This is a genomic window from Kitasatospora sp. CB02891 (genome assembly GCF_002803145.1).
Lineage (GTDB): Bacteria > Actinomycetota > Actinomycetes > Streptomycetales > Streptomycetaceae > Kitasatospora > Kitasatospora griseola.
Window position 1 is genome coordinate 356,747 of the sequence record NZ_NNBO01000001.1, and the last position, 25,085, is coordinate 381,831.

General features: G+C 72.2%; 27 protein-coding genes and 1 pseudogene. 11 read left to right on the plus strand and 17 right to left on the minus strand.

The genetic code is table 11. From position 1 onward, the window contains the following. Positions 1 to 20: 20 nt before the first annotated feature. From CG736_RS01655 to CG736_RS01665, 3 genes are all read right to left on the minus strand, one after another. Complete coding sequence (locus CG736_RS01655; protein ID WP_100584326.1) at positions 21 to 1,196, minus strand: 8-amino-7-oxononanoate synthase; 1,176 nt, start codon at positions 1,194 to 1,196, stop codon at positions 21 to 23. 98 nt (positions 1,197 to 1,294) lie between these two features. Then, complete coding sequence (infA, locus tag CG736_RS01660) at positions 1,295 to 1,519, minus strand: translation initiation factor IF-1 (RefSeq protein ID WP_043911924.1); 225 nt, start codon at positions 1,517 to 1,519, stop codon at positions 1,295 to 1,297. A 52-nt stretch (positions 1,520 to 1,571) separates the two neighbouring features. Further along, on the minus strand, positions 1,572 to 2,333 hold the full coding sequence (locus CG736_RS01665; RefSeq protein ID WP_100584327.1) for an N-acetyltransferase: 762 nt from the start codon (positions 2,331 to 2,333) through the stop codon (positions 1,572 to 1,574). Between the two features lie 310 nt (positions 2,334 to 2,643). Between CG736_RS01665 and CG736_RS01670 the strand changes: the two genes are divergently transcribed. Then, positions 2,644 to 3,261, plus strand: coding sequence for a hypothetical protein (locus tag CG736_RS01670; protein ID WP_100584328.1), 618 nt, complete (start codon positions 2,644 to 2,646; stop codon positions 3,259 to 3,261). A gap of 347 nt (positions 3,262 to 3,608) precedes the next feature. On the opposite strand, the gene CG736_RS01675 is transcribed toward CG736_RS01670, so the two are convergent. Then, the gene (locus CG736_RS01675) at positions 3,609 to 3,902 is read right to left on the minus strand and encodes a DUF1330 domain-containing protein (RefSeq protein ID WP_100584329.1); all 294 of its coding nucleotides are present in this window, start codon (positions 3,900 to 3,902) and stop codon (positions 3,609 to 3,611) included. Positions 3,903 to 4,065: 163 nt separating this feature from the next. Continuing rightward, positions 4,066 to 4,995: an NADP-dependent oxidoreductase gene (locus CG736_RS01680; RefSeq protein WP_232733726.1), complete on the minus strand. Its 930-nt coding sequence runs from the start codon at positions 4,993 to 4,995 to the stop codon at positions 4,066 to 4,068. An 89-nt stretch (positions 4,996 to 5,084) separates the two neighbouring features. Here CG736_RS01680 and CG736_RS01685 point away from each other — a divergent pair, with 89 nt between their 5' ends. The 4 genes from CG736_RS01685 (at position 5,085) to CG736_RS01700 (ending at position 8,639) form a co-directional block, all read left to right on the plus strand. After that, positions 5,085 to 6,050 (plus strand): AraC family transcriptional regulator, encoded by a 966-nt coding sequence (locus CG736_RS01685; RefSeq protein ID WP_100584330.1) that lies wholly within the window; start codon positions 5,085 to 5,087, stop codon positions 6,048 to 6,050. 218 nt (positions 6,051 to 6,268) lie between these two features. After that, on the plus strand, positions 6,269 to 8,035 hold the full coding sequence (locus CG736_RS01690) for a hypothetical protein (RefSeq protein WP_157815352.1): 1,767 nt from the start codon (positions 6,269 to 6,271) through the stop codon (positions 8,033 to 8,035). Between the two features lie 83 nt (positions 8,036 to 8,118). Then, positions 8,119 to 8,379, plus strand: coding sequence for a hypothetical protein (locus tag CG736_RS01695; protein WP_100584332.1), 261 nt, complete (start codon positions 8,119 to 8,121; stop codon positions 8,377 to 8,379). Positions 8,380 to 8,381: 2 nt separating this feature from the next. Further along, complete coding sequence (locus CG736_RS01700) at positions 8,382 to 8,639, plus strand: hypothetical protein (protein WP_100584333.1); 258 nt, start codon at positions 8,382 to 8,384, stop codon at positions 8,637 to 8,639. Here the strand turns inward: CG736_RS01700 and CG736_RS01705 are convergent. The 7 genes from CG736_RS01705 to CG736_RS01735 form a co-directional block, all read right to left on the minus strand. After that, positions 8,612 to 9,094, minus strand: coding sequence for a MarR family winged helix-turn-helix transcriptional regulator (locus CG736_RS01705; RefSeq protein ID WP_043911919.1), 483 nt, complete (start codon positions 9,092 to 9,094; stop codon positions 8,612 to 8,614). The two genes, CG736_RS01700 and CG736_RS01705, sit on opposite strands and share 28 nt — an antisense overlap. 61 nt (positions 9,095 to 9,155) lie before the next feature. After that, on the minus strand, positions 9,156 to 10,013 hold the full coding sequence (locus CG736_RS01710; RefSeq protein WP_100584334.1) for a nitroreductase/quinone reductase family protein: 858 nt from the start codon (positions 10,011 to 10,013) through the stop codon (positions 9,156 to 9,158). 107 nt (positions 10,014 to 10,120) lie between these two features. After that, the gene (locus tag CG736_RS01715; protein WP_100584335.1) at positions 10,121 to 10,600 is read right to left on the minus strand and encodes a macro domain-containing protein; all 480 of its coding nucleotides are present in this window, start codon (positions 10,598 to 10,600) and stop codon (positions 10,121 to 10,123) included. 42 nt (positions 10,601 to 10,642) lie between these two features. Then, a complete protein-coding gene (locus tag CG736_RS01720; protein WP_100584336.1) occupies positions 10,643 to 12,109 on the minus strand; it encodes a multicopper oxidase family protein in 1,467 nt (488 codons plus the stop codon). Further along, complete coding sequence (locus CG736_RS01725; RefSeq protein ID WP_100584337.1) at positions 12,106 to 13,107, minus strand: TIGR03842 family LLM class F420-dependent oxidoreductase; 1,002 nt, start codon at positions 13,105 to 13,107, stop codon at positions 12,106 to 12,108. Before CG736_RS01725 ends, CG736_RS01720 begins: the two co-directional genes overlap by 4 nt. Before the next feature lie 33 nt (positions 13,108 to 13,140). Beyond that, complete coding sequence (gene hydA, locus CG736_RS01730) at positions 13,141 to 14,529, minus strand: dihydropyrimidinase (protein WP_100584992.1); 1,389 nt, start codon at positions 14,527 to 14,529, stop codon at positions 13,141 to 13,143. Positions 14,530 to 14,534: 5 nt separating this feature from the next. Then, positions 14,535 to 15,377: a nitrilase-related carbon-nitrogen hydrolase gene (locus CG736_RS01735; RefSeq protein WP_100584338.1), complete on the minus strand. Its 843-nt coding sequence runs from the start codon at positions 15,375 to 15,377 to the stop codon at positions 14,535 to 14,537. A 219-nt stretch (positions 15,378 to 15,596) separates the two neighbouring features. Here CG736_RS01735 and CG736_RS01740 point away from each other — a divergent pair, with 219 nt between their 5' ends. Together CG736_RS01740 and CG736_RS01745 are read left to right on the plus strand one after the other, a co-directional pair. Next, on the plus strand, positions 15,597 to 16,211 hold the full coding sequence (locus tag CG736_RS01740; protein WP_100584339.1) for a TetR/AcrR family transcriptional regulator: 615 nt from the start codon (positions 15,597 to 15,599) through the stop codon (positions 16,209 to 16,211). After that, positions 16,208 to 16,573 (plus strand): VOC family protein, encoded by a 366-nt coding sequence (locus CG736_RS01745; protein WP_100584340.1) that lies wholly within the window; start codon positions 16,208 to 16,210, stop codon positions 16,571 to 16,573. The genes CG736_RS01740 and CG736_RS01745 overlap by 4 nt, the downstream gene beginning before the upstream one ends. Positions 16,574 to 16,580: 7 nt before the next feature. On the opposite strand, the gene CG736_RS37330 is transcribed toward CG736_RS01745, so the two are convergent. From CG736_RS37330 to CG736_RS01755, 3 genes and pseudogenes are all read right to left on the minus strand, one after another. Then, positions 16,581 to 17,717: a serine hydrolase gene (locus CG736_RS37330; protein ID WP_369879736.1), complete on the minus strand. Its 1,137-nt coding sequence runs from the start codon at positions 17,715 to 17,717 to the stop codon at positions 16,581 to 16,583. 187 nt (positions 17,718 to 17,904) lie between these two features. Beyond that, positions 17,905 to 18,117: pseudogene (locus CG736_RS38770) on the minus strand (YrhB domain-containing protein); the annotation flags it as partial. Between the two features lie 39 nt (positions 18,118 to 18,156). Next, positions 18,157 to 18,768, minus strand: a complete 612-nt coding sequence (locus tag CG736_RS01755) for a TetR/AcrR family transcriptional regulator (RefSeq protein WP_100584341.1) — start codon at positions 18,766 to 18,768, stop codon at positions 18,157 to 18,159. A gap of 197 nt (positions 18,769 to 18,965) precedes the next feature. Here CG736_RS01755 and CG736_RS01760 point away from each other — a divergent pair, with 197 nt between their 5' ends. From CG736_RS01760 to CG736_RS01770, 3 genes are all read left to right on the plus strand, one after another. Then, a complete protein-coding gene (locus CG736_RS01760) occupies positions 18,966 to 19,250 on the plus strand; it encodes a hypothetical protein (RefSeq protein WP_100584342.1) in 285 nt (94 codons plus the stop codon). A gap of 178 nt (positions 19,251 to 19,428) precedes the next feature. Beyond that, positions 19,429 to 19,863: an ester cyclase gene (locus CG736_RS01765; RefSeq protein ID WP_100584343.1), complete on the plus strand. Its 435-nt coding sequence runs from the start codon at positions 19,429 to 19,431 to the stop codon at positions 19,861 to 19,863. A 331-nt stretch (positions 19,864 to 20,194) separates the two neighbouring features. Beyond that, positions 20,195 to 21,145: a beta-ketoacyl-ACP synthase III gene (locus tag CG736_RS01770; protein ID WP_100584344.1), complete on the plus strand. Its 951-nt coding sequence runs from the start codon at positions 20,195 to 20,197 to the stop codon at positions 21,143 to 21,145. Positions 21,146 to 21,196: 51 nt separating this feature from the next. Here the strand turns inward: CG736_RS01770 and CG736_RS01775 are convergent, their stop codons facing one another. Continuing rightward, a complete protein-coding gene (locus CG736_RS01775; protein ID WP_100584345.1) occupies positions 21,197 to 21,511 on the minus strand; it encodes a hypothetical protein in 315 nt (104 codons plus the stop codon). 157 nt (positions 21,512 to 21,668) lie between these two features. Between CG736_RS01775 and CG736_RS01780 the strand changes: the two genes are divergently transcribed. Then, positions 21,669 to 24,203, plus strand: a complete 2,535-nt coding sequence (locus tag CG736_RS01780) for a DEAD/DEAH box helicase (protein ID WP_369879738.1) — start codon at positions 21,669 to 21,671, stop codon at positions 24,201 to 24,203. A 55-nt stretch (positions 24,204 to 24,258) separates the two neighbouring features. On the opposite strand, the gene CG736_RS01785 is transcribed toward CG736_RS01780, so the two are convergent. Further along, a complete protein-coding gene (locus CG736_RS01785) occupies positions 24,259 to 24,957 on the minus strand; it encodes a DUF981 domain-containing protein (RefSeq protein ID WP_229848032.1) in 699 nt (232 codons plus the stop codon). Positions 24,958 to 25,085 lie beyond the last annotated feature (128 nt).

Genomic DNA, 25,085 nt, shown 5'->3' on the forward strand with positions numbered 1-25,085 from the left:
CGCTCGGCCCGCTCGGCCCGCTACCGGGTCTTGACCACCACGCCGACCGCGAAGGCGATCTGGTCGTCGGTCAGGTCGGCGCGGGCGGTCAGCCGCAGCCGGGGCACGCCGTCGGGGACGGACGGGGGCCGGAAGCAGCCGACCGCGAGTCCTTCGTCGCGGCAGGCGGCGGCCCAGCGCACCGCGTGCTCCGGGTCGTCGGCCCGCACCGACACCACCGCACCGTCCGGTGCGGTGGTGTCGAGGCCGAACTCGTCGAGCCGGGTGGAGAGTTCACGGGCCACCCGGAGCGCGTCGGCGGCCCGGCCCGGCTCGGCGCGCAGCAGGCGCAGCGCGCCGAGCGCGGCGCCGACCGCGGCCGGGTTGAGGCCGGTGTCGAAGATGAAGGTGCGGGCGGCGGAGATCAGGTGGCGGATCACCCGCTCGGGGCCGAGCACCAAGCCGCCCTGCGAGCCGAGCGACTTGGAGAGCGTCGCGGTGGCGACCACGTCGGGCTGTCCGGCGATTCCCGCGGCGGCTCCGGCGCCCGCGCCGCCGGGGCCGAGCACGCCCAGGCCGTGCGCGTCGTCGAGGACCAGGGCGGCCCCGAACTCGCGGGCGGCGGCCAGGTGCTGGGCGAGCGGTGCGGCGTTGCCGTCGACCGAGAACACCGAGTCGGTGACCACCAGGGCGCGCGGCTGGGTCCGGTCGGCGAGCGCCGCCCGGACGGACCGCGGGTCGCAGTGCGCGGCCCGGGCGACCTGGCCCTTGGCGAGGCGGCAGCCGTCGATCAGCGAGGCGTGGTTGTGGGCGTCGGAGACGATCAGGGTGTCCGGCCCGGCGAGCGCGGTGAGCACGGCGAGGTTGGCGGTGTAGCCCGAGGAGAACACCAGGGCAGCCTCGTAGCCGCAGAACTCGGCGAGCTCCCGCTCCAGTTCGGTGTGCGCCTCGGTGGTGCCGGTGACCAGGCGGGAGCCGGTGGAGCCGCCGCCCCAGCGCTGCGCGGCCTCGGCGGCGGCGCCCATGACGGCCGGGTGCCTGGTCAGGCCCAGGTAGTCGTTGGACGCCAGGTCGAGCACGTCGTCCTCGGCGGTGCGGCTGCGCAGCCGCCTGGTCAGCCCGGCGGCCTCCCGGTCGGCGGCCGCCGCGTCCACCCAGTCGAACACCGTCTCCGGGCGCGTGCCCCGCGCCCCCGCCCTGACCTGCGACTCTTCCATGCCCGGCACTCTGTCACTCCGCCGGGCGCGCGGGCAACGGCCGCCGCCGCGATGTGCGCCTTCGCACACCGACGGCGGCCGTCGGCCCTTTCGCCGGATCAGTTGCGGTAGCGGAACAGGATCCGGCCGCGAGTCAGGTCGTACGGGCTGACCTCGACCAGGACGCGGTCGAACGGGAGGATCTTGATGTAGTTCTTGCGGATCTTTCCACTGATGTGGGCGAGCACCTGGTGGCCGTTCTGCAGCTCCACCTTGAAGGTGGCGTTGCGCAGGCATTCCAGTACGGTGCCCTCGATTTCCAGGCCTTTGGCGATACGCGGCAAGGTTTCTCGTCTCTCGAGTCGGTGAAGCGAAGTGGGGTGGTCGGCGCCGGTGTCAGTGCGGGCGGCGCACCAGTTCGGCGAGATGGCCCGTGCGCCGGGCGCCGAAGCGCTCGAACAGGGTGGTGGCTGCGGTGTTGGCCTGGTCGATCTCGGTCCACGCGGTGCCGATGCCGGCCTCGTCCAGGACGGCCAGCGTATGCCCGAGCAGGGCCTGCCCGGCACCCCGCCGTCGGCATTCGGCGCGCACGGCGAGCAGCCCGATCCGGGCGCGGTTGCCCCGCGACACCACCCTGATCAGCCCGCCGTACTGCCCGTCCACCACCGCGACGGCGTACAGCGAGGGATCGATCAGCGTGTCCCCCGCAGGGTGGGGCCGGAGCTCGGCGGGCATGGTGTGCCAGCCGACCGCAGCCTCGACCTGAGCCCGCACCGTCCGGTCGAGCTCGCGCAGCAGCCCCTCGTCGGCCGTCCCGGCAGGCAGGATCGTCACCCCCTCCGGCACCGGACCGGCAGCCGCCGCACGGCTGGGCAGGAGGTACTCCCACTCACGCCGCTCCACGGCGAACCCGGCGCGCTCCCAACGGGCCGTCAGTTCGGCGTCCTCGCCGCCGACCAGGGTGTGCAGCACGGCAGTCGGCAGCTCGCCCAGCATCGCCTCCGCGAGCGGGTCGAACGCCTCGTCCTGCCAGACGTCGATGCTGACGAAGAGTCGGCCGTCGGGCCGGTACGAGACATCGCCGTGGCCGACGACCTGCTCGTCCGCCACCGCCTGCCACTCGGCCTCGTCGACCCGGTTGATCATCACAGTGTTCATGGCTGTCACCTCTCGGAAGTACCTGCACAGCAGGGCGCTCCCGACAGCGACTCGATCAGCCGCACACCGTGAGGAAAAGGGGGAGCACCCACCTTGGTCCAACTCTCATGGGTGTTCACCTCCTCGCGTCCTGTCACGGTGCCCCGTACGTTAGCAACCACCCTCCGACGCCGCCAAGCGATTAAATTTCCGCCCGGCTGTTGCCCGTCTCGTCTCATCTGAGGTTGTCGTTCCCTCTGGGCCTCATCGCCTCCGATGTCACCGGACACGGATAGCCTCCGGCGAGATCAGGCGGCTGACGGGAGCGGACGTGGACATCGAGGAGATGCTGGACCGGCTCGGCACGGTGATCGGGCCGCCGCCTGCGGGCGGCGTGGTCCCGGTGCCGTGGGAGCGCGGGCCCGAGGTGATGGGTTTCCAACTGCCTGCGGACTACCGGGCGTTCGTCGACCGGTACGGGAGTGTCAGCATCAGGGGCGAGCTGCACATCTACGCGCCATCGGAAGCGCCCAGCCCTGACATCGGGCAGCCGCTCGGCTTCGAGGGATTCCTCTACGGCACGACGGATCCCTACGGGTACAGCGGCTCCCTGGCCCAGGCCTACCTGGACGGGGACTACGACGAGTGCCCGTATCCGACGTTCCCGGCCGAGGGCGGGCTACTGAACTGGGGTAACAACGGGTGCGCCGACCATTTCTTCTGGTTGATGCGGGGTCCGGACCCGGACCGGTGGCCGGTCGCTGCCGAGTTCAACTCGATGCGGGAGTGGGACCTGTTCGAGGGTGGCTTCCTGGAGTTCCTGCTGGCAGCGGTGACGGAGCAGTATCCGTACCACGGGGACGTTGTTCCCGGCGCGATGAAGCAGGTCGGTGATGGCCGTGCTTATCGTGTTCGGGGTGACTGGTCGAAGCAGCTGGGTTGGCAGTGAGCCCGCGATCATGGTCAACGGCCAGGCTGTGGGCGGGTCCGGCTCGGCGGCCTGACTGCGGTAGCCGTGGTTCGAGCGAGCCTGGTGATTGTGAGTTCGAGTCCGGCGACTCGGTTGGGTGATCCCCGGTCGGCTGGGCACGAGAGTGCGGCCTCCCGCACAGCTCGTGGGTCTTGAGTGTCGGGCTGCCAGTCCTCCACACTCACTGAGCCGCAGCGCCGCCCTTCGGCAGCTGGTCCGAGAAGCCCCCGACCGCGAAACTCCGGTCGCGCGCCTGCCCGGCGGTGTGGTGGTTCTTCTCCGTCGCGGTGTTCGTCGGAGTCGGATGCGGGGCAGGTCGCCGGCTGTCAGTCGAGGCCTTCGATGATGCGGAAGTCGCGCTCGACGGCGTCGGCGAGCACGACCAGCGCTTTTTGGTAGGCCTCGCTCTCGCGGGCCGCGACGGCCTGTTCGAAGCTGTCGAACTCGATCAGTATGGTGCGCTCGGCGATTCCGGCGTCGTGTGCGACGACCAGACCGTCGCGGGCGAGGACCCGCCCACCCCCGGCCCGGACAGCCGGGCCGGCCAGCTTGTTGTAGGCAGCCAGCTTCTCGGGGTCGTTGATGGTGCGGTAGACACTGACCCAGTAGCCCTTTGGCATGGAGCCTCCAGTGTTCGTGGGAGCACATCCGACTGCTCATAGGTAGTTCGGATCGATCGTACCCAACGACTGGGTTCCGGGGTGGTGCGGAGAACGCTCTGATCGGCCAACTTGGCAGCCTCCGCATGGAACTGAGACCACCTCACAAAAGGAGACCTCGGCACTACGGGACGACGACGACCTTGCCCCGAATACGGCCGGCTTCACTGAGGCGGTGGACGTCCGCGAGCTCGGCCAGCGGGTACGAGGCGCTGATGTCGAGGGTGACTTCGCCCGCGTCGACGAGCTTCACGAGCGCTGCCAGCTGCGCCACGTCGTTGCGGGCGACCATGTGCATCGCCGTCACCCCGGCGTCGGCAGGCGGTTCGACGGGGGTGGCGATCGAGACGATCCGTCCGCCCGGCCGGACCGTCGACGCCAGGGCGGCGGCATCGTGCGGGCTCAGCGGGACGAGGTTGAGCAGGGTGTCCACCGGACCGTCGAGCGCGGCGGCGACCGGCCCGGCGGTGTAGTCGATCACCCGGTCCGCCCCTTGTCGTCGCACTGCCCGGTCGCTGCGGGCGCCGGCCGTGGCGATCACCTCGGCTCCGGCGCGCTTGGCGAGCTGAGTGACGAAGCCGCCGACCCCTCCGCCCGCGCCGTTGACCAGCACCCGCTGGCCGGCCGTCACCTTTCCGTGTTCGAAAACCGCCTGCCAGGCCGTCAGTCCGGCCACGGGGAGGGCCGCCGCGTGTGCGAGCGGCACGGACACCGGTGCCAGGACCAGCAGCGAACCCGGCGCCCGCACGTACTCGGCGGCCGCGCCCGCACCGTCCAACCGCCCGACGACCCGGTCGCCGACGGCGAAGCCCTTGGTCCCCGGGCCGATCTCGGCAACCGTCCCGGCGACGTCCCAACCCGGTGTGTAGGGCAGCTCCACGGGCAGGAACGCCTGCAACAGGCCGGCGCGCAGCGCGGCCTCGGTGGGGTTGAACGACGTCGCCGCGACCCGGACGAGCACCTCGCCGGAGCCGGGCCGAGGCCGCGGCACCTCGTCGTGGCTGATCACGGACGCGTCGCCGAACGCGTGGATTCGCGCGGACTTCATCTTCATGCCGCGAACCTACGGGCCGTCCGCCGAGACGATCCATGCGCCAGGGTGCCCTGTTCATACGCGTTCGTCCCGACGCCTACGCTCTCCCCGTGGATCTGCTCAGCGAGGTGATCACGGTGGCGCGGACCGGGCGGCCCCGGTCGGCGTACGTGCGGTGGCATGCCCCGTGGCGGCAGCAGTTCGCGTCCGTGCCGGGTTCGGCGGGCTTCCAGGCGATCCTGGAGGGCCGTTGCTGGCTGGTGTCGCCGCATGCGGCGCCGGTCGAACTGGGCGCGGGCGATGTGCTGTTCCTGCCGCACGGCACCGGGCACACCCTGGCCGACGACCCGTCGACAGCGACCACCGCCCCGGCCTGCGCCCCTGACGACCCCGGCCTTCCCGGGCCGTACGCCACCGACAGCGTCGACCGGCTCGGCCGGGACGGTCCGGCCACCGTGGTGCTCTGCGGCGCCTACCGACTCGACCCGTCCCGGACCCACCCCCTGCTGCTCACCCTGCCCGACCTGATCCACCTGCCCGCAGACCCGAGCCGTCACCCCGAACTGCACGCCGCAGTGCGACTCCTGGCCTCCGAGGTGGGCACCTCGCGCCCGGGCGCCACCGCCGTCGTCCCCGCCCTGCTGGACACCCTCCTGCTGTACGTCCTGCGCATCTGGCTCGCCGAACAGCCCGCCCACGGCAGCACCACCGGCTGGGCCGCCGCACTCAACGATCCGGCGGTCACCGCGGCCCTCCACGCCGTCCACCGCGACCCGGCAGCCCCCTGGACCGTGGCGAACCTCGCCGCCGAAGCGGGCCTCTCCCGGGCGGCGTTCGCCAGACGCTTCACCTCGATGATCGGCCAACCGCCCCTCGGCTACCTGACCTGGTGGCGAATGACCACCGCGGCCCGCCTGCTCCGGGCGACCGAAGCGCCCTTGCGAACCATCGCCGCCCAGGTGGGCTACACCTCCGAATTCGCCTTCGCCACCGCGTTCAAGCGCACGCACGGGCTGGCCCCCGGCGCATATCGACGGGGAGTCCACCGTCCTCCGGTTCCGCCGGCCAGGTCCTGAGGACGCTCGTCGATCGCTTCCATCGCCCGCGAGGGCGCCGCGCCCACCGGTCGACACCGACGTCAGCCGCTCCCCGCCTGTCCCGTCACCCGTGCCCTGACGGGCCGTCACCATCGGTTCCCCTCGGGGCTCGACGAGCTCCGGTGTCGGGGGCCCGTGGCAGGCTTGGCCGGTCGGCGGAGCGGGGAAGGTCCGGGGCACGGAGGAGGGGGCTGGCGATGGGACGTCGGGTTCGGGGTTGGGTGTTCGGGCTGGCGGTGTGGTGGCTGTGGATGCCGCTGCTCGCCGGGCTGGTGTGGGTGGTGAAGCATGCGGTGTTCGGGGGGTTCGGGCAGCAGGATCAGAGTTACCGGCTGTGGCTGAGGCGGGAGTTCCTGCCGCACGGCGGGTTGGTGGATGCCGCGCCGTTGTTCTGGTTCTGGGTCGCGGTGGGGTTGTGCGGCACGGTTTGGGCGGTGGTGTACGCCGTGGACGAGACGGGCGTGGGCTTCGGCGGGTGGCGGGCGCGGATCGCCGTCTCGGTGGTGGTGCTGGCGCTGGCCGGTTCGCTGGTGCGCGCCGGGACGGGCATGTGGGACGACGACAAGGACGCGGGGCGGTTCTACGCGGCGGCGACGATCCTGGACGTGCCGGCGGGCGGCGCGGGCGCGCCGCGTTCGGTGCTGCCGGTGACGGAGCGCAGTCGCCCCGGTGACGGCGCCCGGTGCGACCTGGTGGGCACGTCGGACGTGCCGGCCTGCGTGAAGACCGCGTCGATGCCGGACTTCGACTTCGAGGCGCGCACCGCCTCGTACGCGGCGGCGACCAAGGCCCTCACCGACAGCGCGGGCCTCTCCTCGGGCATCCACCTGATGGGGCACAGCCTGCACTACCTGCCGGGCACGGCGGGTGGCGGCGCGTGGACGGCGGTGCTGGACGGCTCCGGTGAGCAGCCGATGGAGGGCGTCGCGGTCTGGGACGGCCGGTCGAACTCGGTGGCCAGCTGCGCGTTCCGCGGCGACCACGCGTTCGACCGGGCGTTCGGCGGGACGGGCGCGGTCAGCCTGCGCAACCTGTTGGCCGAGCGCTTCCCCGGCCTGGTCTACAGCGAGCAGGACATCTGGGGTTACTGCGACGGCCCCGACCCGCGCACCGCGCAGCCCGTGGTGGTGATCTCGGTGGCCCGGCAGACCGCCTGGAAGCAGCGCACCGTGCCGGCCCCGGCCGGAGTGCTCGTGCTGCGCGGTTCGCCGAACGGCAAGCCGGACGTGACGTACCGGGCCCAGGTCGACCCGGGTGAGCTGCCCGGGGCGGTGTACCCGGCCTCGGTGGTGCGTTCGCAGATCCACGAGGTGCAGTGGCTGGGCGGCCGCGGCGCGAAGGACGACCAGGGATTCGGTTTCGCGCACACCTCGGCGGCCACCAACGCGACCAACCCCGGTGAGTTCCTGCTCCGTTCGAAGGCCGACGGCCACCTGTACTACGTGACGCCGCTGGTCCCCCGGGAGAGCTCCTCCCAACTGGTGGTGGCGTTCGCCGTGCTGCAGGCCGACCGGGCCGGCGGCGGCCTCAACGACCTGCACGTGTACGTGCGCAGCGACGACGCCCCCGCGGTGAACCTGGACGTGCTGGCCAGCCGGATGGTCTCCTACATGGCCCAGCAGACCTCCATCGCCATCAGCGCCGGCCAGGGCGGCGCCCTCCAGGAGCTCGTCCCGTTCGGCCGCGACATGTGGCGCGGCTTCGTCGACTTCAACGGTCAGACCCAGGACTACATCGACCTGTCCGGCGACGCGACGGTCACCCCCAACCTGGTCTCCCTGACCGGCCCGATCACACCGCCGGGCGGCCAGCCGCAACCCCAGCCGTCCGGCCAACCGACCGGCCGGCCGACCGGTCAGCCCGCGTCCGGCTGCGGAGGCGATCCGAACCAGTTGACGACCACCCAACTCGCCGCCTGCGTCGCCGAGTTGTCGAAGACCCTGCAGGGCCGCGTGCACGACTAGACCGTCCGCCCGTGCCCCGCTCCGACCGGGAGAACCACTGGTCGGGGTGGGTACGGTGGGGTGGTCGAGGAGCGGGGTCCGCAGTGGCACCGCCGAGCATCGAGGCGGCCCGGGTGTGGCAGCGCCGGCTGCGGGACGTCGCGCCGGGGCTGACGGAGCGCGAACTGGACGCGGTGGCGGCAGCCCGGTTCGGCTTCCGTTTCGCAGCCGACCACCGGGCGTTCCCAGCGGCGGGCCTGCCGACCGGGCCCAGCTGGCCGGACTGGCGGTACGGCGCGCCGACGACACCGACCTGCCGTTCGAGCGGGCCTGCTGGGAACTCGTCCGCTGGTGGCTGCGCCTGATCGTGGACGGCGGGCTGCGCGCCCCGACCGGTGCGGGCGTGGTCGCCCACGGCGGCTGGGCCCTCCTGGACCGCCCGGAGTCGCTGCGTCCGCTGGTCAGCCTCTCCCCGAAACGGCTCTCCCCGGAACGGCTCTCCCCGGACACGCTCGACCGGACCGACCTGGCCCGCGCGATCGTCACCGAGACCGGCCGCCTGCTGGCCGGCCCGTGGCCGCCGCCGGCGACGGGGCCTCAGGCTCCGCTCGCGCCCTGCTCGTAGGCGGTCATCGTCCGGACGAACACTGCCCGTTCGGTCGGGGTGAGCGGGGCGAACGCGGCCTGCCAGGCGGCCGCGCCGTTGGCGAGCCAGTGCTCGACGGCGGTGCGGGTGGCGGGGTCGGAGGTGAGGGAGACGATGGTGCGGCGGCGGTCCTCGGGGTCGGGGCGGCGTTCCAGGACGCCCTGACGGGTGAGGTCGCCGACCATCAGGCTGACGGTGGTCGGGGCGACTTCGAGGCGGGCGGCCAGCGTGCCGACCGGCATCGGGCCGTCGTAGACCAGGTAGGAGAGCAACGACAGGTGCCGGGGCGCGAGTTGGAAGCCGGCCAGCGCGTCGGGGACGGCGATCCGCTTGACCCGGGCCGCGACCCGGGGCATCAGCAGCAGCATGGCCCGGACGGCGTCCGGTGCGGTGAGGCCGCCGTCCGGCTCGTGCTCGGACTCCGCGTGGGCCATCCGGTCTCCTCCGCGCTGTCCGATTCCTGGCCGCCGGACCTCACCGTACCGGACGGGCCGGTCAGCGCGGCGGGTGCGGGGCGGACGGCGGGAGCAGGTGGGTCTCCTCGTAGGCGAAGTGGGCCTCCAGCCCGTCGGTGAGCCGGTCGAGTTCGGCGCGCAGCTCGGCGGGGTCGGTGTCGGGTGCGGCGAGGCGGTCCTCGAAGCGGGTGAGCGCTTCGGCGACGGTGCGGTGTTCGGCGCGCAGCCGGGCGAGGGCAGGGATCAGCTGGGGGTACTGCCGTTCGAAGGCGGTGAACGCGCCGTCCTCGCGGGTGTGGTGCAGGCCGAGGCCGTAGCAGAACTGCAGGCAGTTCTCCCGCAGTTGGGCGGCGAGGTCGGGTCCGGGGACGGGACCGGCCTGGTCCAGTCGGGTGCGCAGGTCGGCGAGTTGGCGGCGCAGGTCCTCGTGGTGGAGCTGGAGTTGGCCGACCACCCGGGCGGCGAGCGCGGGGTCGACGGACAGGTCGAGCGGGTGCAGTGCGAGGACCGGGATGGTGCGGTCGGTGCGGGCGGCGTAGTCGGCGAACGACGGTACGCGGCGGGCCTGTTCGGCGTACTGGCGGTCGCGTTCGGCGGGGTCGAGCTCGACCGGCCGGACCGAGAGGGTGGTCACGCCGCCCTCGCCGTCGGGGAGTTCGACGGTGCCGCCGCCGGCCGAGATCAGGTTGCGGTACCACTGGGGGTGGTCGACGGCGCCCGCGTTGGAGCCGAACACCAGGTAGCGACTGCCGTCCTGGTGGTAGGCGAGCGGCGTGGTGCGGGGCTGCCCGGTGCGTCGGCCGGCGGTGGTGAGCAGCAGGATCGCGGGGAAGCCCTCGACGTGTCCGCCCCGTGCCCGGAATTCCTCGATGACTCGCTGGTTGAACTCATTGGCCATGGCCGAGCCTCTCCCCCGCTCCCGATTATGTTTGCAAGCAAAGACAATCTAGGCAGGCCGCCGACGTCCGGTCAACACCCCTTCGGGAAAGCCGATCTGATGACGCGTCACTGGTCGTAGACCGTCACGGGCGTGCCGCGCGCGGTGAGCCGGGCCGTCACCAGCGGCTCGATGCGCTCCCAGCGGCCGCCCGCCAGCCCGCACCCGATCCGCGGCATGTGGACGGAGGCGCCGAGGCGGCGGGCGTGGCCACCGAGGGTGGCGAGGGCGGTGTCGACGGCCTCGTAGCGGACCGGGACGCCGGTGGAGCGGCCGGTCCTGATGCCGCGCTGGCCGACCATGTTGGCCACCCACAGGTACGGCTCGACCTGCACCAGCTGGACGGCGCCGAGCCCGAAGTCGTTGCCGGCCCGCTCGCGGTGCCAGCGCCGGTACGCGGCCTCGGGTTCGGGCCACCGGCGGGACAGCGCGAGCACGAAGCCCCTGCCCCAGCCGCCGAGGTCGTTGCAGACGTGCGCGACGATCCGCACGCCCTTGCCCTGCGGCGCGGTGGCGTCCCCGCGCAGGTAACTGATCGTCTGTTCCATCCGAGCATGCTCGCAGCCGCCGCCGACACCCGCCCTCGGCGGTCAGTGCGCGTGGCCGACGCCCGCGTAGCTGCGTGGCACGGCGTGCTCCGTCCCCGGGGTGACGGTGACGAACTGGCCCATCATTCCGGCGTCCTCGTGGCGCAGGAGGTGGCAGTGGTACATGTACGGCTCGACGGGGTCGTCGAAGGGGCCGAACCGGACGGCCAGGCGGACGGTGGTGTGGGCGGGGGTGAAGACGGTGTCCTTGTGGCCGCCGGTGGGGCGGTCGGCGGCGTCGAGGACCTGGAAGGCGACTTCGTGGATGTGGAAGTTGTGGGAGGTGCCGGTGCTGTTCTCGATCTCCCAGATCTCGACGGCGTTGACGGGGACGACCTCGTCGATCCGGCTCATGTCCATCGGCCGGCCGTTGATGCTGTCCCGCCCGCTGAGGGTGAAGTGACGGACTCTCGCGCCGACGGGCGGGACGATCGGGGCGGGCCCGGGGAGGGCGGCGGGCGGCTCGGGCGCGGGCCTGAGGTCGGCGGCGGCGACGAAGCGGATCAGGTCGAGGTCGCCGCTTGCGATGTCGAGGCCGCGGTCGAGGGTGCGCAGCACGACGTTGTCGCCGGGGGCGAACTCGACCAGGATCTCGGCGCGTTCGCCGGGGGTGAGGTCGAGGGTGTCGGTCTCGACGGGGGCGGTCAGCAGTCCGCCGTCCGTGCCGATCAGGTGGAACCGGCGGCGGTCGGTGAAGACCAGGTGGTACATCCGGGCGTTGGAGGCGTTGAGCAGGCGCAGCCGCACCCGGGTGGTGGTGACGGCGAAGCACGGGTTGTAGGTGCCGTTGACCAGGATCCGGTCGCCGAGGATGCCGAACGGGCCCTTGAGCGGGTCGCCGTCGAGTTGGCCGCGGTCGGTGAGCTTCTTGTCCTGGAGGATCAGCGGGATGTCGTCGGTGCCGTAGGCGGTGGGCAGTTCGGCGTCCTGGCCGTCGTCGATCAGGAACAGGCCGGCCAGGCCGCGGTAGACGTGCTGGGAGGTGGCCCCGTGCGGGTGGGGGTGGTACCAGGTGGTGGCGGCGGGCTGGTCGATGGTCCAGGTGGGGGTCCACCGGGTGCCGGCGGGGATCAGTTGGTGCGGTCCGCCGTCCATCGCGGCGGGCAGCCGCATGCCGTGCCAGTGGACGGTGCTGGCCTCGGGCAGGGCGTTGCGGACGGTCATCGCGACCTTGTCGCCGCGGCTCGCCCGCAGCGTGGGGCCGAGGTAGGAGCCGTTGAAGCCCCAGGTGGTGGTGGGTTTGCCCGGCAGCAGGGCGGACTGGCCGACGAACATGATGAGTTCGTAGCGGCGGACGCCGTCGGGCTCCGGGTCGGGGTGCAGCAGCGGCGGGATCCGCAGCGGGGTGGACAGGTCGAGCGGCGGGGGTGCGAGGTGGTGCTCGGCGTCCGCTCCGCAGCCGGCGGCCAGGCCCGCCGTCCCGGCGGCGCCGGAGAGCGCGGAGAGGGCGAGGAAGGTCCGCCGGTTCACGCGGTCAGCGCCGGGATGATGTGCGTCCCGTAGGCGTCGATGACGGCTTCGCGGGCGTCGTGCATCGCGTAGATCGCGAACTGGTCGACGCCCAATTCCCGCAGGGTGTTGAGCTTTTCGAGGTGTGCCTGGACGGGGCCGAGCAGGCAGAACCGGTCCACGACGGCGTCGGGGACGAAGTCGGTGGAGGGGTTTCCGGCCCGGCCGTGGTGGCTGTAGTCGTAGCCGTGCCGGTTCTTGATGTAGGCGGTGAGTTCCTCGGGGACGGCGCCCGAGTGTTCGCCGTACCGTGCGACCAGGTCGGCGACGTGGTTGCCGACCATGCCGCCGAACCAGCGGCACTGTTCGCGGGCGTGGTCGAGGTCGTCGCCGACGTAGGCGGGCGCGGCGACGCAGACGGTGATCGAGGCGGGGTCGCGGCCGGCCTCCTCGGCGGCGCGGCGGACGGCCTTGACCATCCACTCGGTGAGGTAGGGGTCGGCGAGTTGGAGGATGAAGCCGTCGGCCTTCTGTCCGGTCAGGGCGAGCGCCTTGGGTCCGTAGGCGGCCATCCACACCGGCAGTCGGCCGTTCTTGATCCACGGGATGCGGATCGGGCTGCCGTCGACGACGGCCTCGCGGCCCTCGGCGAGGTCGCGGATGGCGTCGACGGCGGCGCCGAGCCGGGCCAGCGTGTTGGGCCGCCGGCCGGCCACCCGCATCGCGGAGTCGCCGCGGCCGATGCCGCAGACGGTGCGGTTGCCGTACATGTCGTTCAGGGTGGCGAAGGTGGAGGCGGTCACCTCCCAGCTGCGGGTGCCGGGGTTGGTGACCATCGGGCCGACGTGCAGCCGCTCGGTGTGTTCGAGGATCCGGCTGTGGATCACGAACGGCTCCTGCCACAGCACGGCGGAGTCGAAGGTCCAGCCGTAGCGGAAGCCGTTGCGTTCGGCGCGGCGCATCAGGTCGACGACCTTCGCGGCCGGCGGGTCGGTCTGCAGGACGAGTCCGAAGTCCACGGCGGAATTCCCCAGGGTCGGTGGTGGAAGCGGTCAGAGGTACTGGCAGGTGGAGCGGGGCAGGAAGGTCCCGTGGCCGGGCCGGCCGAGGTAGTGGCCGCGGTCGAGGACGACCTCGCCGCGCGACAGCACGGTGTCCACCCGGCCGGTGACGGTGCGGCCCTCGTACGCCGAGTAGTCGACGTTCATGTGGTGGGTGGCGGCGGACAGCGTGTGGGTGGCGTGCGGGTCGTAGATCACCACGTCGGCGTCCGCGCCGGGCGCCAGGGTGCCCTTGCGCGGGTACAGGCCGAACATCCGGGCGGGCGCGGCGCAGGCGATGTCGATCCACCGGCGGCGCGTCAGGTGCCCGTCCACCACGGCCTGGTGCAGCAGGTCCATCCGGTTCTCCACGCCGGGCAGGCCGTTGGGGATCTTCGAGAAGTCGCCGCGGCCGAGTTCCTTCTGCCCCTTGAAGCAGAACGGGCAGTGGTCGGTGGAGACCACCTGCAGGTCGTCGGTGCGCAGCCCGCGCCAGAGCGCCGCCTGGTGGTCCTTCGGGCGCAGCGGCGTGGAGCACACGTACTTGGCGCCCTCGAAGTCCGGTTCGGCGAGGTTGTCGGTGGACAGGAACAGGTACTGGGGGCAGGTCTCGCCGAACACCGGCAGGCCCAGGTCGCGGGCGGCGGCGAGTTCGGCGAGCGCCTCGCGGGCGGAGACGTGCACCACGTACAGCGGCGAGCCGGCGACGCGGGCGAGCTGGATCGCGCGGTGGGTGGCCTCGGCCTCCAGCAGGGCCTTCCGGACTTCGCCGTGGTAGCGCGGGTCGCGCTCGCCGCGGGCGAGGGCCTGTTCGACCAGCACGTCGATGGCGGGGCCGTTCTCCGCGTGCATCATGATCAGCGCGCCGGTCTCGGACGCCTGCTGCATGGCGCGCAGGATCTGGCCGTCGTCGGAGTAGAAGACGCCGGGGTAGGCCATGAACAGCTTGAACGAGGTGACGCCCTCGCCGATCAGGCCGGGCATCTCTCGCAGCGTCGACTCGTTGACGTCCGACATGATCATGTGCAGGCCGTAGTCGATCGCGCAGCGCCCGTCGGCCTTCGCGTGCCAGGCGTCGAGGCCGGATCGCAGCGAGGCGCCCTTGGGCTGGACGGCGAAGTCCACGATGGTGGTGGTGCCGCCCCAGGCGGCGGCCCGGGTGCCGGTCTCGAAGGTGTCGGAGGCGACGGTCGCGCCGAACGGCAGCTCCATGTGGGTGTGCGCGTCGACGCCGCCCGGGACGACGTACTTGCCGGTGGCGTCGAACACCCGCTCCGCCGCCCACTGCTGGCGTCCCGGCAGGGCGAGGGCGGCGACGGTGCCGTTCTCGATCAGCACGTCGGCGAGCATCTCCTCGGCGGCCGTGACGACCAGTCCGCCGGTGATCAGGGTCCGGGTCACCGCGCTCACGCCCCGGTGAGCGGGCCGTAGGCGTCCGGCCGGCGGTCCCGGTAGAACGCCCACTGCTGCCGGACCTGCTCGATCAGGTCGAGGTCGAGGTCCCGGACGACGAGTTCCTCGCGCTTGTCGGAGGCGACCTCGCCGACGAACTGGCCGCGCGGGTCGACGAAGTAGCTGCTGCCGTAGAAGTCGTCGTCGCCGTACTCCTCGACGCCGACCCGGTTGATCGCCGCCACGAAGTACTCGTTCGCGACGGCCGCGGCGGGCTGCTCCAGCTGCCACAGGTACGCGGAGAGGCCTCGGCTGGTCGCCGACGGGTTGTAGACGATCTCCGCGCCGGCGAGCCCGAGCGCCCGCCAGCCCTCCGGGAAGTGCCGGTCGTAGCAGATGTTCACGCCGACCTTTCCGACCGCCGTGTCGAACACCGGCCAGCCCAGATTCCCGGGCTTGAAGTAGTACTTCTCCCAGAATCCGTGCACCTGCGGGATGTGGTGCTTGCGGTACTTCCCGAGGAAGCTGCCGTCGGCGTCGATCACGGCGGCGGTGTTGTAGTAGAACCCGGCCTGCTCGATCTCGTAGACGGGCACCACCATCACCATCCCGAGCTCCCGCGCCAGCGCGCACATCCGCTGCACGGTCGGCCCGTCCGGCACCGGCTCGGCCCACCCGTAGTGCTCGGGTTCCTGCACCTGGCAGAAGTACGGCGCGTTGAACACCTCCTGGAACCCGATGATCCGCGCCCCCTGCGCGGCGGCCTCCCGCGCGGCCTGCTCGTGCGCGGCGATCATCGACTCCTTGTCGCCTGTCCACGCGGTCTGGAACAGGGCAGCCCTGACGACACGACTCATGGTCGTACTCCTCGCTCGAAGGCCCGACGGAAGAGGCACCGTAGATCGTCGAGACTAGGAGCTGAAGGGGAAATGCCGATGTGCCACGCGGAGCATGACGGAAAATCAGCACCCGGACGATTCCCGAATGGTCCGTTCGACGGTGCCGAAACCATCCTGCCGTCCAGCGCCGGTCGCGGCCCTTGACCGGAGTGAGCGCTCACTCCGATACTGGCGGCCATGACCGACACTCCGACCGAACAGCGGCGCCGGGCCCCGTCCATGGACGCCGAGCAGCGGCGCGGGATGATCGTCCGGGCCGCGCTGCCGCTGGTCGCCGAGTACGGCGGCGCGGTGACCACGCGTCAGATCGCCCGGGCCGCCGGGATCGGCGAGGGGACGGTCTTCCGGGTCTTCGCCGACAAGGACGCCGTGCTGGACGCCTGCGTCGCCGAGGCGCTGCGGCCCGAGCGGACGCTGGAGCAGCTCGCCGCGATCCCGCTGACGCGGCCCCTCCCCGACCGGCTGGTCGAGGCGGCGGCCGTGCTGCGCGCACACCTGGACCGGCTGGGGGCGCTGCTCGGCGCACTGCACGCCACCAACGGCCGGGCCGGCGCCCGGCGCACCGGCGCGGCGCCCGACCGCGCGGCCGGCGCGCTGCCGGTCCGCCGGGCGTTGGCCGAACTCATGGAGCCGGAACGGGAGTTGCTCCGCCTGCCGCCCGACCGACTGGCCTCGCTCCTCCTCGGCCTGCTGTTCGCCGGCGCGAGCGAGGAGCATCCGCCGGGCCCGGCCGAGCTGGTCGACGTCCTGCTGCACGGCGCACTCACCACCGCCTCGGAAGGCCGGCCGTGACCATCACCCTGAACCACACCATCGTCCCCGCCGTCGACCACCAGGCCGCCGCGCGCTTCTTCGCCACCGTGATGGGCCTCGAATACACCGGCCCCGACCGGCACTTCGCGCCCGTCCGGGTCAACTCCACGCTGACGCTGGACTTCCTCGCCGTCCCCGACCCGGCCGGCCACCACCTGGCGTTCGACGTGGACCCGGCCGCCTTCGACGGCATCCTCGCCCGGCTGCGCGCCACCGGCACCCCGTACGGGAACGACCCGTCCACGCCCGACAACGGCCGCACCGACCACCCGCTGTGCGCCCGCGGCCTCTACTTCACCGACCCGGCGGGCAACCTGTTCGAGGTGATGTCGCCCGCCTGACCCGGCCTCAACTCCCCACTTCCCGCAGGGCGGTGACGGCCCGGGCGGTGGCGGCGCCGATGGCCCGGCTGATCTCGGCGTCGTCCGAGCCGGGCCGGGAGCGGGTGAAGACCGCGGCCGCGTACTGGCGGCCGTCGGGGAAGGAGACCACGCCGACCTCGTTGCGGACCACGCCGAACAGGCTCCCGCTCTTGGCGGCGACCCGCACCGGCGGGCGGAACCCGCTGCCGATCCGGTGCCGGGTCAGCTGCCTCGCCATCGCGCCGCGCACCCGCGCGCACGCGGCGGCCGGGCCGGCCCGGTCCGTCCAGATCAGGCGCAGCAGCGCGACCATGTCGCGCGGGGTGGTCCTGGTCCCCCGCGACGGGTCCATGGCGCGGACGGTCGGCAGTTGCTCGTCGACCCACACCTGATCGGCCGCCGAGGCCCCGGCCGCCCAGCTCTGCAGGTCCGCCCAGTCGGCGCGGCCCAGGTCCTCGCCGATGGTGTCGAGCATGGTCCGCAGGTCGGACGTGACGAGGGTGCCGGACAGTCCGAGGCGCGCCGCAGTCGCGTTCACCGCGTCGACGCCGACCCGACCCAGCAGGACGTCGGTGGCCGGGTTGTCGCTGATGGTGAGCATCAGCACGACCAGGTCCCGCAGGGACAGCACCGTCTCGTCCTCGAACAGCGACATCCCGACCGGCCCGTCCGTCCGCTCGGCGGCCCCCAGCGTCACCCGCTCCCGCCCGTCCAGGCGGCCGTCGGCGAACGCGGTCTCCACCTCCAGCGCGATCTGCACCTTGAACACCGAGGCCTGGACGGCCGGCCGATCGGCGTTCAGCACGATCTCGCCGTCGCCCTGCACCGGCCGGACGCACAACGCGCCCTCGCAGCCCGCCTGTTCGAAGATCTCCCGGAGTTCGCGTGTCATGTCGCCGATTCTGTCAGGCGGGTGGCGCGCGGCCTCCAGGTGCACCGGGGCATCGGGCAATGTCAGGCCGTCAGGCCCGACGCCGGGCGAAGCGGCCCGGACGGTCTCGACGGTGCGTACCCGGTCGAACGGCTCCATGAGCTCCCTGGTCACGACGGCCACCAGGTGGGCCGGGGCGTCGCCGTTCTGCAGGGCGCGCACGTACCCGAGGGCCGAGGCGGGAGGCAGCACCGGAACGCTCCGGCGCAGGGCCCGGACCGCGGGCAGGATCCCCTGCGTGGCGGCGGCTTCCCGGACGGTGCAGGTGCAGGTCGTCCACGGCGCGCACCGGCAGCCCGCGGATCCGGGAACGGTAGTCGTCCTCCCAGTCGCCGGTCATGGCGGCGACGGCGCCGATCGCGTGCAGGCTCCCGTCGAGGCGGTCCACCAGGTACGGCCCGCCGCCCGCCACCAGGTGCCTCCGGTCACGGGTGCGCGCGAACTCCTCGGTCGACCAGCCCACGATCCGGACCAGCTCGTGCTCGGTCGCGCCCAGCACGACCATCCGTTGCCGATTCCCCGCCGGTTCGCGCCGGTGGTCGATCTCCAGCTGCTCCTCGACGATCCGGACTGCGACCTCTCGCTCGATCATGCCCCCGGCATCCCGGCCGGCCCGGGGTTCGACCAGCCGTCAGGCGGCTTGCGGCAGGACGCGGTCGAGCGACCGGCGGGTGCGGGTGGCGGCGAGGGGGTCGCGGAGGAGCTGGAGGGCCTGGTTGAGGGCCAGGTAGATGCCCGTCAGCTCGTGGACGATCTGCTCGGGGTCGGTGTCGGCGGGCAGGTGGCCGGCCTCGACGGCGAGGCGGACCTCGCCGGCCAGGCGGCGGCGCCAGACCAGCAGCAGGCAGGCCAGGTTCTTGCGGACCGGGCCGTCGTGGGCGTCGAACTCGACGGCGGCGGTGGTGAACAGGCAGCCGCCGGGGAAGATCTCGCGGGCGTGCTCCAGGTACGCGATCCAGCTCTCGCAGACGGCGCGCAACCGGGGCAGACCGGGTTCGGCGTCCGCGGCCGGCTCCCAGACGAGCGTGGTGAAGAGTGTGGACGCCCGTTCCAGGGTGGCGAGTTGGAGCGTCTCCTTGGTGCCGAAGTGGCCCAGCACGCCGGCCTTGGAGAGGCCGAGATCGGTGGCGAGCCGCCCGATGGTGAGACCTTCGAGGCCGTCCACCGACGCCAACGCCACACTCCGGTCGATGATCCGGGACCGGGTACGACGCGCCTCGGCCACGGTACTGCGCGGACTCATCGTTTCCCCTCTCGGTCGCACTGCCCGGTCCGGCCGGCGCACACGGCACCCCGGCCGTGAATCCTACTGCCCGGTTCGGCCCGCGTGTCGTGTGCGCCGGCCGGGTGCTCTCCGCCGGGCTTCCGACTGTTCGGCGGGCTCGGCGGATATGAAGCCGCAGCCCGTTGGTTTGCCCACAGATGGAAAGGCGGCACCGCATGACGACCGACGCCGAACGAAACCAGCAGCTCCTGAACGAGTTGGCCGACCTCAGCACTCCGGAGCACTTCGGCAGGTCCCTGCTGCTGAGCATCACGAAGCACGCGGCGGCCCGGAAGAACCCCGCCGAGCCGTTCGAGCTGACCGCGACGATCAAGGTCTTCCCGCCGGGGGCCGAGGTGGTCCGGGAGAACCTCAGCAACTGCATCGGCCACGTCAACTCCTTCGGCAGCCTGATCCTGGTCTGTCCCCCGGGCGGCGACGGCGGCGAGGTGCTGGTGTAGCCCGCCCAGCGGCCGACCGGGCGCGAGGCCCGGTCGGCCCGTCGCACCGTGGCTGCTTCCGGGTGAACGGCCCTGGCGCCCGTGCGCGCCGCGGGCATGGCGCGCGGAGTCGGCGGGTGACGATTCGGGACGGCAGGTGCCACTGCGGCAGCGCGAGGGAACGGGCAGAGAGGCGTCCATGTCCATCGAGGAGAACAAGAGTCTGGTCCGCCGGTTCTACCGGGAGATCGACGCGGGCAACCTGGCGGCCATGGACGAGTTGGTCTCCGAGGACTACGTGGACCATTCACCGCCGCCGTTTCCGGGGCTCGCTCCCGGTCGCGAGGGGTTGAAGCAGGCGTTCCGCCTGTTCTGGGAGGCCACCCCCGGCGTCCACGAGATCGAGGACCAGATCGCGGAGGGCGACAAGGTCGTGACCCGGCTGACGGGACGCGGGACGTGTGTGGGCGACCTGCCGGGCATCCCGGCGACGGGGCGACCGATCACCATGACGGCGACGGTGGTTCACCGCATCGAGAACGGGAGGCTCGCCGAGAAGTGGTCGGACAAGGACGTCCTCGGATTCCTTCAGCAGCTCGATGTGATCCCGCCCCTCGGCGAGCCATCCGGATAGGTCGGAGCGACGCCACGCACGGCCCGGCTCCCGAAGGGTCAGTCGTGGACGCGGGCCGCGCCGGGCTGTTGGGCGATCGACGCCCAGGTCACCGGTTCGACGGGCGGGATGCCGGGCAAGGGACGGCCGGTCGAACCTCGGTGAGACATACCGACGACGGTCAAATTCCGCCGAGGCGCGTCGACTTCACCGGGAGCGGGTCCGAAGCGCCAGGTCCAGCGGTTCTCCGCCGATGGTGGGCGTCTTTTAGCTTCCGACCGATCGGTTGCTATATTCCTGGCCGTTGCCCCCGGCACGCGGTCGGTGGCCGCTGTCGCGGAAGGGAACTGCCATGCCCGGAGTCCGTATCGCCGGTCTCGGCCACCACCAGCCCAGCAGGGTGCTGACCAACGACGAGTTGGCGACCATGGTGGACACCAACGACGAGTGGATCCGTCGGCGGACGGGCATCGCCACCCGCCGGATCGCCGCGCCGGACGAGTCGGTGACGGACCTCGCCGCCACCGCCGCGGCGAAGGCGCTGGCGGCGTCCGGGCTGGACCCGGCCGAGATCGGGCAGGTCACGGTGGCGACCTGCAGCGCGATGGACCGCTGCCCGTCGATCGCCGCGCAGGTCGCGGCCCGTCTCGGCATCCCGTCCGCCGTCGCGTTCGACGTGAACAACGGCTGCGCGGGTTTCTGCACCTCGCTCTCGATCGCCGACCACTCGCTGCGGGCGGGCGCGGCCCGGCACGCGCTGGTGATCGGCGCGGAGAAGATGTCGGACGTCACCGACTGGACGGACCGCCGCAGTTGCATCCTGCTGGGCGACGGCGCGGGCGCGGCGGTGCTGTCGGCGACCGACGGCGACAGTGCCGGCGTCGGCCCGGTGGTGTGGGGGTCGGACCCGTCGCGGGCGAGCGCGGTGCGGCTGCTGGGCGACTGGCACCCGCGGTTCGAGCAGGACGGGCAGGCGGTGTTCCGCTGGGCGACCACGGAGCTGCCGGCACTGGCCGAGCAGGCGTGCCGGGCGGCGGGGTTGAGCCCGGCGGAGCTGGACGGGGTGGTGACGCACCAGGCGAACCTGCGGATCATCGAGTCGCTGGTGCAGAAGCTCGGCCTGTCCGAGGACGCGGTGATCGCCCGGGACGTGGTGGACTCCGGGAACACCTCGGCGGCGTCCGTCCCGCTGGCGCTGGCGAAGCTGGTGGAACGCGGCGAACTGCCGTCCGGCGCCCGGGTGTTGCTGTTCGCTTTCGGCGGCGGCCTGTCCTGGGCCGGCCAGGTCGTCACCTGCCCCTGAACCCGAGAGGCAACCGCCCCCGAGGCCGCGCCCGCCGCCGTCGAGCGGGCGTCAGCTCCCGTCGGTGCAGGTGACGGTCAGGCGGATGGCGGCGGGCGGCGGCGGGGAGCCCTGGTAGGGGGCGATCCACGCGCCGACGCCGGTGGAGCCGACGGCCGTGGTGCGCACGCGCTGGTCGGGCCCGAGCGGGGTGCCGTCGCCGTTCGTCACGTGGACGTCGGTGGGGGTGATGCCGTCCGGGCAGATCGCGACCACCCCGCTCGGGGCGCCGGTCGCCGCCACGGTCTCGGTGAACGCCGCGGCCGGGCCCGCCGCCGCCAGCAGGGCGGCGGCGACCAGGGCGAGGCCGGCGGTGCGCTTGCGCATGGGTGTCCTTCCGTCGACGCGTCCCCGACGCTTCCGGGAACGGGTGCGACGATCATTCCCTTGACGCACGGTGACGAGTCGACCGCACGGAGAAACCACCGGGACGGCCCGGCGGCGGCTCGGGCGGACCGTGCGGGCCCGAGCTTTGCCCATGGTCATGCCGGACGGGCAAGATAGCGGGGTGACCCTCCTGGACCTGATGCCGAAACCCGCCACGCCCGACTCGCTGTTCGAGACCTTCGCCGAGTGGGCGTCGGAGCGCGGCATCACTCTCTACCCCGCCCAGGAGGAGGCGCTGATCGAGCTGGTCTCCGGGAACAACGTGATCCTGGCGACGCCGACCGGCTCCGGGAAGTCCCTGGTCGCGGCGGGTGCCCACTTCGCCGCGCTGGCCGAGGGCAAGCGGACGTTCTACACCGCGCCGATCAAGGCGCTGGTGTCGGAGAAGTTCTTCGACCTGTGCAAGATCTTCGGCACCGAGCAGGTCGGCATGATGACCGGCGACGCCTCGGTGAACCCGACCGCGCCGATCATCTGCTGCACCGCCGAGGTGCTGGCGCAGATCGCGCTGCACGACGGCCCGCGCGCCGACATCGGCCAGGTCGTGATGGACGAGTTCCACTTCTACGCCGAGCCGGACCGCGGCTGGGCCTGGCAGATCCCGCTGCTCGAACTCCCGCAGGCGCAGTTCCTGCTGATGTCGGCGACCCTCGGCGACGTCCGCCGCTTCGAGGAGGACCTGACCCGTCGCACCGGCCGTCCGACCACCGTGGTCCGTTCGGCGACCCGCCCGGTCCCGCTGTTCTACGAGTACCGCCGCACCAGCCTGCACGACACGCTGGAGGAGCTGCTGAACACCGGTCAGGCGCCGGTGTACGTCGTGCACTTCACGCAGAAGGAGGCGGTGGAGCGGGCGCAGTCGCTGATGAGCATCAACATGTGCTCGAAGCAGGAGAAGGACGCCATCGCCGAGCTGATCGGCAACTTCCGCTTCACCACCAAGTTCGGCCGCAACCTGTCCCGTTACGTGCGGCACGGCATCGGCGTGCACCACGCGGGCATGCTGCCGAAGTACCGCCGCCTGGTGGAGCGCCTCGCGCAGGCCGGTCTGCTGAAGGTCATCTGCGGCACCGACACGCTCGGCGTCGGCGTCAACGTGCCGATCCGCACGGTGCTGTTCACCGCGCTGTCCAAGTACGACGGCCAGCGGGTGCGGATCCTGCGGGCCCGCGAGTTCCACCAGATCGCCGGGCGGGCGGGCCGGGCCGGCTTCGACACCGTCGGCCAGGTGGTGGCGCAGGCGCCGGAGCACGTGGTGGAGAACGACCGGGCGCTGGCGAAGGCCGGCGACGACCCGAAGAAGCGCAAGAAGGTCGTCCGGAAGAAGGCCCCGGACGGGTTCGTCTCCTGGACCGAGGAGACCTTCGAGCGGCTGATCGCGGCCGACCCGGAGCCGCTGGTGTCCCGGTTCAAGGTCAGCCACGCCATGCTGCTGTCGGTGATCGGCCGCCCGGGCAACGCGTTCGAGGCGATGCGCAAGCTGCTCACCGACAACCACGAGGACCGCCCGGCGCAGCGCCGCCACATCCGGACGGCGATCGCCATCTTCCGCTCGCTGCTGCAGGGCGGCGTGGTGGAGCAGCTGGCCGAGCCGGACTCCGAGGGCCGCACGGTGCGCCTGACGCTGGACCTGCAGGAGAACTTCGCGCTGAACCAGCCGCTGTCCACGTTCGCGCTGGCCGCGTTCGAGCTGCTGGACCCGGAGTCGCCGTCGTACGCGCTGGACGTGGTCTCGGTCGTCGAGGCGACCCTGGACGACCCGCGGCAGATCCTCGCCTCGCAGGAGAACAAGGCGCGCGGCGAGGCCGTGGCGGAGATGAAGCGCGACGGCATCGAGTACGAGGAGCGGATGAACCGGCTCCAGGAGATCACGTACCCGAAGCCGCTGGAGGAGCAGCTCGGCCACGCCTACGACGTGTACCGCCGGGCGCACCCGTGGATCGGCGACCACCCGCTGCGGCCGAAGTCGGTGGTCCGCGACCTGTACGAGCGCGCCATGACGTTCACGGACTACGTGGGCTTCTACGAGCTGGCCCGCACCGAGGGCATCGTGCTGCGGTACCTGGCGGGCGCGTTCAAGGCGCTGGAGCAGACCGTCCCGGACGACATCAAGACGGACGACCTGAAGGACGTCATCGCCTGGCTGGGCGAGCTGGTCCGCCAGGTCGACTCCTCGCTGCTGGACGAGTGGGAGGCGCTGGCCAACCCGACCGAGCCGGAGGCGGGCGAGGTCCGCCTCGACGACAAGCCGGCGCCGGTCACCGCGAACTCCCGCGCGTTCCGGGTGCTGGTCCGCAACGAGCTGTTCCGCCGGGTCGAGCTGTGCGCGCTGGAGCACTACGACTCGCTCGCGGAACTCGACGGCGAGGACGGCTGGGACGCGGACCGCTGGGCCGACGCGATGGACGGGTACTGGGAGGAGTACGACGACCTGTTCACCGGCCCGAACGCGCGCGGTCCGAAGATGCTGCTGATCGAGGAGGTCGAGGACGAGGGCCTGTGGCGGGTCCGGCAGATCTTCGACGACCCGAACGGCGACCACGACTGGGGCATCTCCGCCGAGGTCGACCTGTACGGCTCCGACGAGGAGGGCCGCGCGGTCGTTAAGATCACGGCGGTGGGCGCGCACTGACGGCCCGCCGGCCGGAGCCCCCGGTGGGGCGGCTCCGGCCGGCCCCGCCGGGGGCTCACATGGTGTTGACGATGAGCCCGATGTGGGTGAAGTAGTTCAGCCCGCCGAAGATCAGGAACGCGAGCCCCGCCAGGCCCCAGACCACGCCGATGGTCGGGCTCATCCAGGTCCTGGGGGTGCGCAGGGCGAACGGGAACAGCAGCGCCCCGATTCCGACCAGCACGTACAGGCCGGACATGAAGCTCGCCTCCAGCCACGGGTAGTTGGCGAACTCCCCGGAGATCGGCTCCTCGGGCGGGGCGGCGAAGAGCGTGTACTTCCAGCCTGCGGCGGCGATCCCGAAACAGGCCAGCCCCATGCCGAAGACGAACACCGAGATCGGCAGTGCGACCCGGCTCGTCCGCTCGATGCCGTCCTCCACCGCGAACTCGGCGGCCCGCTTCCACAGGTAGAAGGAGGCGGACAGCAGGAACACGCCGAAGGCCAGCGCGGGTTCGCCGAAGATGATGTTGTCGAACGGGAAGCCCTGACCGGCCAGCGGCCAGGTCAGCGTCATGTGCAGACCGGTGACGACGAGCGTGAACCCGAGCGCGCCGAACGCCAGCGCCCAGCCGTCCGGTGTGGCGATGCGCCCGCGCGTCAGGAGTTGACGGCCCAGTGCCACCACCAGGAGCAGCCCCGCGCCGGCCGCGACCGACATGATCGTGTTGTAGGTGGGCATCTTGGCCCAGTCGATCTTCAGACCGGATGCCATGAGTGACTGCGCGTACGGGGTCATGGATTCAGACATGGCCTGCTGCGGCCGGCCGGCAAACCGCAGGCCGTCCAGGTTCACCGGCCTGCCGGACAGCGTTCCCCGGTCCGGCGCCCCGCCCGGGCCCG

Bases quoted from the DNA above. Each gene is read 5' to 3' on its own strand.
- CG736_RS01655 (WP_100584326.1), bottom strand. From the start codon at position 1,196: ATGGAAGAGTCGCAGGTCAGGGCGGGGGCGCGGGGCACGCGCCCGGAG.
- CG736_RS01665 (WP_100584327.1), bottom strand. From the start codon at position 2,333: ATGAACACTGTGATGATCAACCGGGTCGACGAGGCCGAGTGGCAGGCG.
- CG736_RS01675 (WP_100584329.1), bottom strand. From the start codon at position 3,902: ATGCCAAAGGGCTACTGGGTCAGTGTCTACCGCACCATCAACGACCCC.
- CG736_RS01680 (WP_232733726.1), bottom strand. From the start codon at position 4,995: ATGAAGATGAAGTCCGCGCGAATCCACGCGTTCGGCGACGCGTCCGTG.
- CG736_RS01690 (WP_157815352.1), top strand. From the start codon at position 6,269: ATGGGACGTCGGGTTCGGGGTTGGGTGTTCGGGCTGGCGGTGTGGTGG.
- CG736_RS01705 (WP_043911919.1), bottom strand. From the start codon at position 9,094: ATGGCCCACGCGGAGTCCGAGCACGAGCCGGACGGCGGCCTCACCGCA.
- CG736_RS01710 (WP_100584334.1), bottom strand. From the start codon at position 10,013: ATGGCCAATGAGTTCAACCAGCGAGTCATCGAGGAATTCCGGGCACGG.
- CG736_RS01715 (WP_100584335.1), bottom strand. From the start codon at position 10,600: ATGGAACAGACGATCAGTTACCTGCGCGGGGACGCCACCGCGCCGCAG.
- CG736_RS01735 (WP_100584338.1), bottom strand. From the start codon at position 15,377: ATGAGTCGTGTCGTCAGGGCTGCCCTGTTCCAGACCGCGTGGACAGGC.
- CG736_RS01740 (WP_100584339.1), top strand. From the start codon at position 15,597: ATGACCGACACTCCGACCGAACAGCGGCGCCGGGCCCCGTCCATGGAC.
- CG736_RS01755 (WP_100584341.1), bottom strand. From the start codon at position 18,768: ATGAGTCCGCGCAGTACCGTGGCCGAGGCGCGTCGTACCCGGTCCCGG.
- CG736_RS01760 (WP_100584342.1), top strand. From the start codon at position 18,966: ATGACGACCGACGCCGAACGAAACCAGCAGCTCCTGAACGAGTTGGCC.
- CG736_RS01765 (WP_100584343.1), top strand. From the start codon at position 19,429: ATGTCCATCGAGGAGAACAAGAGTCTGGTCCGCCGGTTCTACCGGGAG.
- CG736_RS01770 (WP_100584344.1), top strand. From the start codon at position 20,195: ATGCCCGGAGTCCGTATCGCCGGTCTCGGCCACCACCAGCCCAGCAGG.
- CG736_RS01775 (WP_100584345.1), bottom strand. From the start codon at position 21,511: ATGCGCAAGCGCACCGCCGGCCTCGCCCTGGTCGCCGCCGCCCTGCTG.
- CG736_RS01780 (WP_369879738.1), top strand. From the start codon at position 21,669: ATGCCGGACGGGCAAGATAGCGGGGTGACCCTCCTGGACCTGATGCCG.
- CG736_RS01785 (WP_229848032.1), bottom strand. From the start codon at position 24,957: ATGGCATCCGGTCTGAAGATCGACTGGGCCAAGATGCCCACCTACAAC.